4 protein-coding genes are annotated in these 14765 nt (G+C 50.8%); all 4 read right to left on the reverse strand.

Annotated features, from left to right (window positions below):
* Window positions 1-17 precede the first annotated feature (17 nt).
* The 4 genes from NST37_RS19435 to asnB all read right to left on the reverse strand — a co-directional run bounded on the left by NST37_RS19435 (window position 18) and on the right by asnB (window position 14320).
* Window positions 18-8618 carry an amino acid adenylation domain-containing protein gene (locus NST37_RS19435; protein WP_339185667.1) on the reverse strand — a complete coding sequence of 2867 codons (8601 nt, stop codon included), beginning with the start codon at window positions 8616-8618 and terminating at the stop codon, window positions 18-20.
* A gap of 85 nt (window positions 8619-8703) precedes the next feature.
* On the reverse strand, window positions 8704-11082 hold the full coding sequence (locus NST37_RS19440; protein WP_339185668.1) for a penicillin acylase family protein: 2379 nt from the start codon (window positions 11080-11082) through the stop codon (window positions 8704-8706).
* A gap of 54 nt (window positions 11083-11136) precedes the next feature.
* The gene (locus NST37_RS19445) at window positions 11137-12357 is read right to left on the reverse strand and encodes an MFS transporter (protein WP_024983404.1); all 1221 of its coding nucleotides are present in this window, start codon (window positions 12355-12357) and stop codon (window positions 11137-11139) included.
* Between the two features lie 16 nt (window positions 12358-12373).
* The gene (asnB, locus tag NST37_RS19450; protein ID WP_024983405.1) at window positions 12374-14320 is read right to left on the reverse strand and encodes an asparagine synthase (glutamine-hydrolyzing); all 1947 of its coding nucleotides are present in this window, start codon (window positions 14318-14320) and stop codon (window positions 12374-12376) included.
* Window positions 14321-14765 lie beyond the last annotated feature (445 nt).

Here is a 14765-nt window from a genome sequence, read left to right on the forward strand (position 1 = left end):
TCGCATACGCAATGGATTTACTTTTCTTTCAACTGGCTCAACAAAGCCTCTGCTTCTTCATCTGATAGATTTTCAATCTGCTCGAGCAAATCAGCCAGCTCGGTTTGAACGCTCTGAGGAGCCAGCGCCTGTTGAACCAGCTCGGCCAGTTGCTCTACAGTCGGAGCTTCAAACAATGCCCGGAGTGGCAATTCAATCTGAAACGCTTTGCGAATCCGGGAAATTAACTGTGTGGCCAACAAGGAATGGCCACCGTGCTCAAAGAAGTGATCACGGATACCCACTCGCTTATATCCCAGCACCTCTCCCCAAATCGAAGCAAGCTGTTGTTCCAGTTCTGAACGCGGTGCGACAAATTGCTCTTCCTCGACATCTGTCAGAGGGGACGGCAGCGCTTTCCGGTCAATTTTTCCATTGAGCGTCAGCGGGAACTCTTCGAGCTGCATAAACGACGACGGGATCATATATTCCGGAATTTCTTGCGAGAGGAAATCGCGCAGCTCCGCTTTCGTCGGTTTCATGCCCGCTGCGGCAACGAAATAGGCAACCAATTGCTTCTCGCCTCGTTCGTCTTCACGTGCAACCACGGTTACATGCTCGATTGCCGGATGTTTGCCGAGCAGTGTCTCTATCTCTCCGAGTTCAATACGGAAACCGCGTATTTTCACTTGATAGTCGATCCGTCCCAGAAACTCCAAAGAACGATCCGGACGGTAACGAACGAGGTCACCGGTTTTATACAGTCGAGGGTTGTCGTCCTGCGTAAACGGATTTTCCAGGAACGTCTGGGCGTTTTTCTCGGGAGCATTCAGATAGCCCCTCCCCACCCCAATTCCACCGATGTACAGCTCTCCAGCTACCCCAATTGGTACCGGCTGCCTATTTTTATCCAGGACGTACATCTGCATATTGGCGATGGGTCGGCCGATCGGAATTGTCGCCACCTCTTCTCCCGGAGGTTCTTTGATAAAGTGATGCAACACATCATCGGAACACTCCGTAGGTCCGTATGCATTGATGAGATAGGCATTCGGGTAATAACCAAGCCATCTTTTGCACAATTCAGGCGGCAACACCTCGCCGTTTGGAATCATCCAGCGAAGCGAAGACAAATCAGGTTGTTTAAAATCGCGCAACGCGATCTCTTCCAGCATCGCCCGCAGCAATGAAGGGACCGTTTCCACAATCGTCAATTGGAGGTGTGCCATTGCATCGAGCTGTCGTGACGGGTCAAAGGCAACTTCGTCTTTCAAAATCACAACACGGCCTCCGGTCAACATCACGGCAAACAACTGCCACACGGAGATGTCGACGCACTGGGACGAGTTTTGCGCTACACGATCCGCCTCTGTCATGCCCAGGTCATCGATTTTTGCATAGAGATGGTTTACCATTCCTCGGTGTTCTACCATCGCGCCTTTTGGTTTTCCGGTAGAACCTGATGTGTAAATGACGTAGGCGACATCTTCCGGCTTCACGTTCGCGCTTACCGGCTCGCTGCTCTCTTGTGCGATTGTCTCCCAGTCTCTGTCCAAGCATAGGGAAATGTTGTTCTTCTCTGGAAACACGCCAAGCAAGCGATCGTACGTAAGCAGTACCTTCAAATCTGCATCTTCGATCATGTGCGTCAAGCGTTCTTTCGGATAGGCAGGATCGAGCGGAACATAAATGCCACCGGCCTTCCATATTGCCATGATCGAGATCACCCACTCCAGGTTGCGTTCCCCAAAGTAACCGACAAAGACGTCACGTTCGACTCCGCGGGCTTGCAAAAAGCGAGCGAGTTGATTGGATTTCCGCTCCAATTCCGCGTAAGACAATTCCTTGCCGTCGAAAACAACAGCGGGCTTCTCTGGCGTCTTTCCTGCCTGTTTTGCAAAAAGCGCATGAAAGAGTTGGTCCACCGGGTAGTCCGCACGCCTGCTGTTCCATTCGACCAACAGCTTATCCGTCTCTTCTTTTGTCAGGAAGGATTGTATCTCGTGACGGCCTAACGGATTCTCCGCCATTGCCTCCAGGACGTTTTGATAATAGCGTCCGATTGTTTCCACCTGATCTTCGGTTAATTCATCCGTTTCAAAATCAAGCGCGAACAAAACCTGTGACGTGTTGATGTCTACCGTAAATTGCGCTGTCAGCGGAACATAGGTGTAATCGGACTGCGCGGCATTGATGATTTCAACATTTGGCACGCTGTGCAAGCTCTCTGCGATATGGAAATGGGTGTAGTTGAACACTACATCAAACAACGGCTGACCCGAGCTGTGTTCTTTTTGCAGCTGAACAAGCGGATATCGCCGATAGGGCAGTATTTCCCGTTCAGAATCAAACGCCGTCTTCACCAGATCGATCCAGGTGCCTGGCGACAGCTCCGCCCGAAGCGGCAGTGTGTTTAGAAAAATTCCGAGCACTTTATCGCCGTCAGTATGCTCCAGACGCCCGTTTGCGATCAAACCGGAGATCACGTCCGTCTGTCCTGTCAGCATGCTCAACACCTTGAGGTGCCCGGCGAGCAAGACATTTTTCAACGGGATGGCTGTGGTATTGGCCAGATTTCTTAATCCCTCGCTCACTTTGGCAGAAAGCGGAACCCAGATGCGGCCTTTGCTGTTGTCCTGTTTGGCTTCAGATTTAGGCCAACGGTATAAAGGTGTGATTACGCAGTCACTCAACTTTTCGTTCCAGAAACGGCGCGCTTTTTCCGATTGCAGCGTCTTCTGCTCCAGCTCCACAAAATCGCGATAGGAGCTCTGCAAAGGCGCTTTCTCGGGTCGCTGTCCATTCGTAACCCATGCAGCGTAATCGGTGAGCAGCTCGGTGATCAGGGACACGACGCTCCAACCGTCCAGGAACGGCTCAATCAGCACCAACTGGAACTCTTCATCAGAATAACGGCAGACATAAAAACGGCATAATCCCGGTTTCTGCCAATCAAACGGTGTTTTCCGCTCTTGCTCCAGTCTGGCAGACAAGTGTTCCTGCTGCTGCTCATGGGACAAGTGCCGCAGGTCTTCTACGTGCAAAGATATGGCAGCTTCTCTGTATACCAATTGAAGCGGCTGACTGAAATGGCTGATGTCAAATGACGTGCGCAAGATGTGATGGCGCTGAACCATTTGCTGCAGGGTCTCTTCCAAAGCGGCTTGGTCGAATAGGCAGCGTACGCGATAACTGGAAAGATAGACCTGATAATCGGACGACATCTCGCTGTGATAGACGAATGCCGCTTGTGTCATGCTCAGCGGATAAGCGTCCTCCACCTGTTGCGGAATCAACAGGCGGTCTTCCGCAGAAATCAGTCCGAACGGCTCTTTTCCACCTGTACTTTCTTCATGTTGTTGAACCCGTTTCGCAACTGCAGCCAATTCACGAATCGTTTGATACTGAAAGAGATCCTGTATGGATAAATCCAACCCGCGTTCCCTCGCCTGAGACAGGATGGCAATGCTGCGGATCGAGTCGCCGCCCAGATTAAAGAAGTTATCGTCGATGCCGATTTTCTGTACGTGAAGGATGTTTTCCCATACGGAAACCAAAATCTCTTCTTCCGCGGTGGCAGGCGGCACATAGACTGCTTCCGATTCCGGTTTTGATGGTGAAATAGCAAGCAGTGCCTTGCGATCTACCTTGCCGTTCTCTGTCATCGGCAGTGCATCAAGCAGATAGAAAGAGGACGGCACCATAAAAGCGGGAAGTCTCTCCTGGAGAAAACGGCGCAAATCCGCTGAACCGAGGGAGCTGCCTGGCGCGACCACTGCATACGCTGCCAGATGCTTTTCCCCGTGCAAATCATTTCGGGCAAGTACGATATTGTCCCGTACCTCGGGATGCTTTGCGATCACCGCTTCGATTTCATTCAGCTCGATTCGGAATCCCCTGATTTTTACCTGGTGATCGATGCGACCCAAATACTCGATGTCTCCGTTGGCATGGAAACGAACCAAATCACCTGTTCGATACAGGATTTCCGATTCGTTGTGCGGATTCGCAATAAATCTTGATTTCGTCAATTCCGGGCGATTCAGGTACCCCCGTGCTACACCCGCCCCTCCTACAAACATCTCTCCTGCCACCCCAATCGGCACAGGCTGAAGCTGCTGATCAAGGATGTAGATTCGCAGGTCCGGGATCGGCTGCCCGATGAAGCTCGCCTGTTTATCCACGTCCGCCTTCGAGAGCGGGCGATACGTGACGTGAACGGTTGTTTCCGTGATCCCGTACATATTCACCAACTGCGGACGTTTGTCGCCGTGACGATCAAACCAGGGACCAAGCGACGGAATGTCAAGCGCCTCACCGCCGAAGATCACCAGGCGCAGAGCGAGATCGTCTGACATGCCGATCGTCTCTTCCGCCTTCATCAATTGCGAGAAGGCCGAAGGTGTTTGGTTCAGAACCGTCACTCTTTCTTTGACAAGCACTCGATAGAATTCTTCTGGCGAGCGGCTGATCCAATAAGGAACGATCACCAGGCGTCCGCCGTAAAGCAATGCTCCCCAAATTTCCCAAACGGAGAAATCAAAGGCATAGGAATGGAACATCGTCCACACGTCCTGCTCCGTAAACGAATACCACGGTTCTGTTGCTTGGAACAGGCGGATGACTTGGTAATGAGGAATCAGCACGCCTTTTGGCTTCCCGGTCGATCCGGACGTATAGATGACGTAGGCCAGGTGATCGGGTGTTGTGCCGCTTGCCGGATTTTCGCTGCTGTTTTGAGCGATTGCGTCCCAATCGGAATCTACGCACAAAGTCTTTACATCGCTCTTTGGCAAATCGGATAACAGTCGCTTCTGGGTCAGCAAAATACGGACTGCCGAATCTTTCAGCATGAACTCCAAGCGCTCTTTTGGATAGGCCGGATCAAGAGGCACATATGCTCCGCCAGCTTTTAACACACCGAGAATGCACACGATCATCTCGATGGACCGCTCTACGGAGATCCCGACAAGATCATCCGGACCGATCCCCTCCTGTTGCAAATGATGGGCTAATTGGTTTGCCCGGCTGTTTAATTCACCGTAGGTAATCCGTTCGTCTCCGCAAACAACCGCAGTTTCTCCTTTATGAAGCGCTGCTTGGCGTTCAAACCATTGATGGATGCACTGCTCTTTCGGAAAGGCAGCCGCTGGATGGTGCATTTCCAGGAGATGTGTTTTTCCTTCCGCCGACAGAATCGGAAGCGTGGAGACTTGCTGGGTCGGATCATTTGCGATCTCGGTCAACAGCGTCGCATAGCTGTTTAACAGACGATCGATCGTTGGTTCCTCATACAGGTCGGTATTGTATTTCAGCTCAATCGAGAGATCATCACCTACTTCGACGACCGTCATCGTCAGATCAAATGGAGCTGCCTGTTCGTTGAGCTCTACTGGTTCCAGAAGAAGGTTGCCCAGCTCGATTCCTTCCTTTTGACCGCCAGCGATCAATGGAGCCAGTCTCCTGTAACTGCCGCCCACATTTTGCATGACAAACGCGGTCTGGAAGATCGGTGAACGGCTGGCGTCCCGTTCCTGCTGCAGTTTTTCTACCAGCACTTCAAACGGATAATCCTGGTGCGCATACGCCTCTAATACGATCCCGCGCACTTTTTTCAACAAGGTGACAAAGTCCGGATTTCCTGACAAATCAACTCTGATCGGTACAGGGTTCGTTACATAGCCAACCAGTTTTACCAGCTCCGACCGGGATCTGGCTGCCATCGGGGAGCCGATGATCAAGTCATCCTGACCAGCGTAACGGTGCAACAGCACAGCGTAGCTGGCCAACAGCGCCGTATACAAGGTAGTTTTGTACGTTTTGCTGAGCTGCTTCAATGCAACTGTCGTTTGCCCATTCAGTCGAATGGTTTTGGCAGCCCCATTGTACGTCTGAACAAGCGGCCGCGGATGATCGGTTGGCATGTTCAGGATCGGAAGTTCTCCTGACAGCCTTTTTTCCCAGTACGCGAATTGATCTGCTCCCTCGCGATCAGTAAGCATGTTCTCTTGCCAGAGCACATAATCGGCAAACCGTACGGATACCGGCTCGAGGTACGATTTTTCTCCTGCGGCTTTTTTCGTATACAACTGGCTCCATTCTGAAAACAACAGGTCAAATGACCACAGATCTATCACAATATGATGGAACGACCACAACAAAACGTGATCCTCCGGAGCTGTTTGAAAGAGCTGCACGCGCATGAGCGGCCCTTTCTCCAGATCAAACGGTCGGTGCGCCTCTTCTTCCATGCGTTGATGCAGGGTGATCGTATCCCAAGTGGATGCATCCTCAATTTTCACGTTCGCTTCGATGTTTTTGCGCACGTATCCAAGCGGCAGTCCGTTCTCCAGTGCGGGATACGCTGTTCGCAGTACGTCATGCCGGCTCACCAGTTCGTTGAACGATTCGATCAGTACGGGAACATTCATCTGCCCCTTTATGCGGACCGCTTTGCTGATGTTGTACGCACTGCTGTGCGGCGCCAGCTTATGCATAAACCAAAGTGCCTGCTGACCGCGCGAGAGAGGCACGTAATACTCCTCCTCTTCACCCTTGCTCGCATTCGCGATCACTTGGTGATGTCCATTCAAGCGTTCCGCCAACAGCTTTGAAAGTTTGGTCGAGCTTTCCACCTCAAACAATTCTGTCGGATTCAGGACGATCCCGAGATCTGTTTCAATCGTATACTGGAGCTGCATCGCTCGCGCCGAGTCCATTCCCAGCGTGCTCAAATGCTGACCGGCATCGTATTGGGAGGACGAGATTTGCAAGACGCGCGGTATGATATTGCCCAGATACGCTTTCAGTTCCGTCTGGAGTTCTTCCGGTCCCATCCTCAACAAAGCATCGCGATTCACCGTCGGGTCTATCGTTTCTTCGAATGGTTCGTCATCCAATACGTGGCTGCCGATGACATGGAATCGGTCTTGGAGGTAAATTTCACGGCATAAGCGGCGCTGTATTTTTCCGCTTGATGTTTTCGGAATGCTGCCATAACGGACAAGCTGGATCGCGTAAACCTGCACCCCGTGATCCTGTGCGACGGCCTGACGGATGCAGCTGGTTACTTCTTCGACGTCAACCTGTCGGTGATGACGATCGATCTCGGAAACAATGACGAGCCTTTCTTCCCCGTTTACTTGGACGGAAAATGCCGCGCATTCCGGTCGCAAGGCAAAATGGCTCTTCTGTGCTGACAATTCGATGTCCTGCGGATAGTAGTTGCGACCGCGAATAATGATCAAATCCTTCAATCGTCCGGTTACGAACAGCTCGCCGTTTTGCAAAAACCCGAGGTCACCTGTACGGAGGAAAGGCCCTTCTCCGCTGTCCGCCACATATGCGTTGAACGTAGCAGCCGTCTGCTCTTCATTCCCCCAGTAACCGCCGGCAACACTTCGCCCGGCTACCCATATCTCGCCGATTTCATCAGCCTCGCACTTTCTGAGCGTCTGCGGATGAACGATGCACACGGTTTGATCGGAAACCGATTGTCCGCATCCGACCAGAGCCTGACTGGTAGCGGTGTCAGATGATGATGGCTGCTCAAGCACCCGATTGTCCGTCAGCGCCTCCTTGTCGAACCTTTGGATGGCCGGAAGTGTTAACCGGTTTCCACCGGAGACGAACAGCGTACCTTCAGCCAATCCGTAGCACGTGTAAAAAGCCTCTTTTTTAAATCCGCAAGATGCGAAAGCCTCCGCAAAACGTTCAATCGTCTCTTCGCGAATCGGTTCCGCGCCGTTAAAGGCCACTTCCCAGCTGCTCAAGTCCAGTTCGGCTTTCTGTTCATCTGTAATCCTCTTGACGCATAGTTCGTAAGCAAAATTGGGACCGCCGCTTACAGAAGCGGCCGTACGGGAAATGGCTTGCAGCCAGCGCAGAGGCCGCTGCATCATGTCAAACGGAGACATGAGTGTTGTGTGGAAGCCTGCGTATAACGGCTCAAGAATTCCACCAATCAGTCCCATATCGTGATAAGGCGGCAGCCAGATAACGCCACGGTCCTCCGGGGTAATTCCGAAACTTTCTTTTATTGCAGATAAATTGTGCAGCAGGTTTCCGTGTCGAACCATCACTCCTTTTGGAGTAGAGGTAGAACCCGAGGTATACTGCAAGAATGCGAGAGATTGCCCATTCAGATCAGGGGTCTTCCAATCATTTTCACTGATCTCGCTTATTTGATCGGTAGCCAGCCACGTTACCCCGTTCATTTCCGGGAGCGCGGCAAAACTCTCTTTGAAATTCGCTGCCAATTTTGAAGTCGTGAGTGCGATTTTTGCCTGACAATCCATGGCAATGGCATGAATCCTCGGTATGAGACGAGGAGAAGTCGGGGGGTATGCAGGTACAGCTATACTTCCTGCATAGAGACAACCGAAAAAGGCAGCGATATACTCAAGCCCCGGTTGATAAAGCAGCAGAACGCGCTCCCCAACCGCCTGCATGTACTGCAGCTTGGCTCCAATTACTCTTGCCCGCCGGTCCAATTCTGCGAAAGTCATGCTCTCTTCGTTCAATTCCCCATCGAGCAAAAAGCGGTAAGCCTCCTGGTTGGGTCGCTCGTTTGCTCTCGATTGCAGCATCTCTACCATGGTAGAATACATAAGCGTTTCTTCGGACATGAATGGCCGCATTGCAGATGACCTCCAAATTTTATAATTTTATGCAAAATTTGGTAATTGATCGCACAGCCAGACCCTGGCCCTTCTCTCCTCACGATTATGGATGAAGGACCAGCAGGTCTCCTTTTCGGTACTCTTCTGGTGCGAACCATTGCTTGCACAGTTCTCCAGCGGCATGGGGGACTGCCTGATCGGAATACCAGCAGCTAAAAACATGGCCCGATTGCCCCGGTGCGACAATATCAAAGGAATTGCCGGCAAGATCGGACAGATCGACAACCTGACGCCACGGAGCGCCGTATCCCACAACTCCCGATCCGTCAAAACCCATCAGACACACGGTTTGTCTGCTGCCGCCCATGGGAATATCCGGTTCCTCTACCGGAATCCCGAGAGATTTCATGACAGCTGCCAACGGGTGGGTGTAGCGGATTCGATGGTATTCGCCCCACCTCCACGCTTGAGGGTTCTCGCCCTGCAAGTCAACCGCTTGCTGCACAGCGCTGATAAAGCTACTGATGGCAAGTTCTTTGATTCCCCCCACCTGTTTGATCCAGTCGTTTTCGCGACCCGCTGCCGCTTCGAGCAGCATGGCGTCTGTCACATTGGTGCCATCTGCCATGAGTTGATACAGCGCAGGTCCCAATTTCGGTTCGTACAATCGTTTTCGCAACAGATCGAACCACAAGTGATACATAAGGGGGGCTGCCTGCTCGGCCTCGTCTTGATAATTCCATTCTTGCAATAATTGCAACGCTTTCTGCTCCACGTCTGTGAGCTGCACCTGATTGAACAATGCAAGCAAGGCAGGCAGCAAGGTTGTCGCTTGTTCGTTGAAAAGGTCCGCTTGAAGACGACGCATATCTTCTGATGAAAACTCTTTGCTGCCGCGAAGGACCTTGGCAATCCGGTTGGCCCGATACGGTGCATCCCATGAATGGGCGATCAGATACGGATAGGAGTCATTGAGGATTTTGTTGTTAGCCGCGACGATAAATCCTTCCTCGGGATTTACCACTTCGGGACACTTCTCAAAAGGGATAAACCCGTTCCACTCAAATTCATTCGTCCAACCGGGCACGGGAACCAGTCCGTCCCCTTTGGCACGAATCGGTATTGCTCCAACGGTTTTGAATGCGATCGTGCCGTCATTGGAGGCAAACAACACATTTAGTGCCGGAGAGACGATTTTTTGCAGACCTTGTTTGAATTGCTCCCAGTTCTCCGCTCTGTTCATCTCCAAAAACGCCTCGATCTCTCTGCCCGGAGAGTACGCCGTCCATCGCAAAGACAATCCGTATTCTTCCCGTTTTGAGACTTCTGGAGTGTGGTCTGTCAAAACAGGGCCGTGACGGGTAATTCGCACTTCCATGGGTATGCTTGCCTCACCTTTTACCTCTATCACTTCGCGAACAACGGTAACGTCCTCCCACTTGCCCTCCTGGTACACTTGATGCGGATTGTCGCTGTTAAACTTTTCTATGTATAAATCCTGTGTATCCGCGATTGCATTCGTTACCCCCCAGGCGATGGAGTCGTTGTGCCCCAACACGACACCGGGTACCCCGGGCAGTGTCACCCCGATCACATTCAACGTTTTTTCTTCAGTGTGCAGATGCAAATGAGTTTGAAACCAGATGGACGGCGTATCCATACCGAGATGCGGATCGTTCGCCAAGAGCGGCTTTCCGCTCTTCGTCAGCTTTCCGGAAACGACCCACCCGTTCGAACCGGCAACGGCGCCTGATCCCGTGAAAAATTGCAATAAACTCCTCAATTCCATCTGAATGTTTATGGGCAAATCAGCTTCCTTTTCGGAAACAGTGCTCCCCCCGGTGTGTTGACTGGAAATCGTGATAAAGCCGTCAGCTGGATAGACAGGCCAAAGTTGTTTGGCCAACTCATCGCCTACTTGATTTCGCAAAAGATGGCGATACACTTCCGCTTTCATATTTTCGCTCAGGCTCGCTGCCAGCAGCTTGCCGATCAACAGCGTATCAATCGGCGTCCAGAACTCCGGCTGATACCCCAGCAGATTGCATTCGAGCGGAAGCGTGTTTTCTTCAACAGCTTGACGCAGGTAGGCGTTCACGCCCTGGGAAAAACTGTCCAGGATCTTTCTGGTCGCTGGCGAACACTGGGTCAGGGAATCCTCGGCGGCTCTTTTTAGTTGAAGCTTGCGATACAGTTTATCCGAGTTTACCGTCGAGGAGCCCATTACTTCCGACAACCGCCCGCTTGTTAGCCTGCGCGACATATCCATCTGCCACATGCGTTCTTGAGCAGTCACAAACCCTTGTGCCAGATACAGATCGGCTACTGTCCGGGCCTCAATATGAGGCACGCCTCTGTGGTCCCGATACACGTGAACAGGTTTGTGCAAAGCTGCTACTTTCAGCTCCCCGGATGTTTTCGGAATACCATGGCGGACAACCGATTGCAGGTGGACTGACACATCCACATTTTGATCGTGCATGGCGGAACAACCTCCTATTGAAGACGTTTGAAATGCGCTTCTTTTCAACAGGCCTTACATCGAAGTGACGGAATTGCCCCTTCTGACTTCATACATTTTTTGTCCACGCCAAAAGAAGAAAATACTCAATAATGCAATCAGTCCAAACGTGTTGAACATCGCAATGCCGCCGTATTCTGCCAGCAGAATTCCGCCAAACCACGGGCCGATAAAGTTGCCAAATCCGTTAAAGGTATGCGCTCCGTAATACGTGCCACGCATTCCTTCGGGCGTAATGCGGTCGACGATAATGTATTCAGACGGGACGATCAATATTTCTCCAAGCGTGAAAACGATCATGGATATGATAAAAAACGTCCAGCTGCCGGAATACGCAAAGCCTGCCTCGGATATGGCCAGAAGAATGCTTCCCATCACGATGTTGATCAACGGCGTAAACCGTTCCGCCCATTTTGTCAGCGAATATTGGAACAAAATAACGACTACTGAATTGATACTCATCAAGATCGCAAATAACCGGACCCCGTCGATAAAGCTATTTTTCAAATATTGAGAGAGCGTAACAGACATCTCGCCCATTACCGCCATCGTCAGGATGCTGCCCAGGATGAAAAATCCCAGCACCTTATCGTGGCGGATGACATGAACAGCACTCCGAATGGTTATCTTCTCTTCCGCTTTTGTTTGAATATCTTCATAGGCAAAGTATTTGAAGCTGAATTGCAGAATGAGGACGTATAGCAGGTAAAGAATCGCCCCCACAAAAAACGGCACCCGGTCATCGATGGTGGACAAAGCGGTACCGAGAAGCGGACCAATGGCAAAACCGATGTTCACCGAAGTATAACGGAACGAGAATAGTCGCAGCCGTTTTTCCGGTGGAGTGACATCGCCCATCAATGCCTTGGACACAGGATCGAAAAACGAAATGCATAGATTCAGCAAAATGTTCAAAACAAAAATCAACAGGACATTCGTGGTTAAAACAAACCCGAAGAAAACCAGAGCAAAGACATAGAGCGTGCCGATTAACACTTTTTTACGGCCGATAAAATCGGAAAGTGTGCCTCCGATAAAGCCGCCAAAGGTACCGGCGATCGCACCGACCCCTATGATCAATCCAATCTGTGCCGGATCCAGATCAGTCGTTTTGGCGAGATAGATAGCTAGGAAGGGGATACTCATGCCTCTTGCTACAGATACCAGGATGATCCCTAGTAACAACGTGTGGACAATTGGATGAAAAGACTTGTAAAACTCTCGTAGTTTCCCCATTCGCGTCTCCTTGTTTCTATGATTTTCTTGACAAAGATTCACTGCTGCTATTTACGTATTGGTCTTGGAGAATGCATGTGGTGAGCACCAGAAGCAGAACGGTATCTGCATTTACGCGTTGGCTTTTATCCATGTGCGGGAGTTGGTCGAGCAGCTTGATCATCAGTTTTTTCTCAAAGAAAGGAACATCGTCCATGACCTTGCTTCTCAACATATCCTGAGTCAACTGAAACAACTTGTTGTCCGTTTCCAATGTGGAAGGAGGAGCATTAAACGGCTGTTTGGGGCGGGAGTAGACGGTCTGGGTGAGGTAGGGCTTCGCCGCTTCACGAAGAGCATACTTTTCTTTGAACCGATTTATCAGCATCGATACAGGAAGGTTTCGTACCACTTCAAACAATTTGTGATCAAGCAGGGGCATTCGCACTTCTACTCCATGAGACATATCCAGACGGTCGGCAAACAGGATCTGGTTAGGCAGAATCGACTTGTTCCACGTATAAAGAACTTGAGTGACGCGATCTCGCCCTGCCAACTGTCCTTCTACATCCAGCTTTTTCACAAATTCACGATACGGATCGTACTCGGCAAAGCGCGCTCCGAAATCGGGCGAGAGCAGCTGTTTTAACGGCATGCGACTTGCATGCACAGCCTGGATCCAGGCGGGTGTGTATCCAAGTGTCTGGTTGAAACAATCCAATGACTGGTTGAGATAGCTGCGAATCGAAACGTGGTTAAAAGAGGGATTATGTTGCAAAAATTCGTCCAGTTTGCGAAGCTTCTCCTCTTCGCTCAGGCCTTCCAGTCCGGCGAGCAGCAAATCCAATCGGGAAAATATGTATCCGGCAAACAATTCATCAGCGCCGTCCCCCGACAACACGACGCGAATCCCCCGCTCGTGGAGTACCTTGCTTTTCAAATAGCGGGCAACGCCGTTCATGTTGATCCCAATCGTTTCCGCATGCCAAACGGCCTTTATTACGTGATCGGCAAAATCGGTATGATCAAGCGGAATCAGATGAAAATCCGCCCCTACATGGGCCGCCGTCTCACGCGCTACTTCACTTTCATCATAGGCATGATCCGAAAACGAAACGGTAAATGCTTGCAGCGGGTCCGTCCGATGCCTGGCAGCCATCCCAAGTACCGTTGAAGAATCAACGCCTCCGCTGAGATGAAATCCAACGGGTACGTCGGCCCGCATCCGTGTCTTGATGCTCTCGTCCAGTGCATGCCTTACTTCACTGATGTACTCTTCTTCGCTGCGTGGCAGAGAATTCGCGTCTGCCAGCGGATAGTGATGATCCCAATACTGTTTGATTTGTATTCCATCAGCCGTAGCAAGCAGGTAGTGGCCGGGTGGAACCTGGTTAACACCTTCAAATAACGTACGATCCAGATGCTTGTAAAACAACAAGTGCTGGTAGTAGGATTCATGATCCCACTTCGCGGGTACTCCTGCTGCAAACAGCGCCTTCATCTCCGACGCGACGTATAGAACCCCATCTTGTACTGTGTAAAAAAGCGGCTTGATCCCAAAACGGTCTCGCACAGCCAACAGGCGTTGCTCGGTTTCATCCCAAAGCACCAGGGCAAATTCACCGCGCAGGTATTCAAGAAATCCGAGTCCATTCTCTTCGTACAGATGCAACGCGATCTCACTGTCAGAGCGTGTTCGCAACCGGTGCCCCCGTTTGACTAACTCTCTCTGAATTCGCTCGTAATCGTAGAATTCACCGTTTACGACAACGTGAAGCCGTTCATCTTCATTCGCAATAGGCTGGTCTCCAGTCTCTAGGTCAATAATGCTGAGGCGAGCGTGACCCAATCCGACTCGCTTGCTTTCGGACAGCCAGATACTTTGCCGGTCAGGTCCGCGATGGGAGAGTTGACGAGTAGCACGTTCGACAGCAATCGCAGTGATGGGAGCCTGTTTCGAAAACATTGCGACAATTCCACACATATAAACCAACCTTTCCCTACATAATTTTGATAGTGCTGCCGTACGAAGATCACTCTTTGGAAGAATAAAAACAGTAATATTGATAGAATGTGTATTGCAGATCAGCATATCAGACCATTTCAGTATACCATATTTAACCAAAAATATAACTTTTTTCAATTCGCCAAATTTCAACAAGGTATTTTGGCACCCAAACGCCTAATGGCTTTCACCGCCATAGACATACATTCCCTATGCATATGGGAAACCGGGCAGCGATCCATTTTCCTTTTGATACCGTAAAGCTGGTACCCTACTATTTCAAAATCAGAGGTTCCTATCATCGATCAGGAAACAGGGAAGACGAACAACTCTACCTATGCAAACATCGAGTGGGGTTTATGTTGGGGATTGTATATGGAAACGTTCCGGAGCTGAACAGAAGCTGACGTGTGTGATTTCTTGC

This window comes from Brevibacillus sp. FSL K6-6036, from assembly GCF_037964015.1.
GTDB classification, from domain to species: Bacteria; Bacillota; Bacilli; order Brevibacillales; family Brevibacillaceae; genus Brevibacillus; species Brevibacillus borstelensis.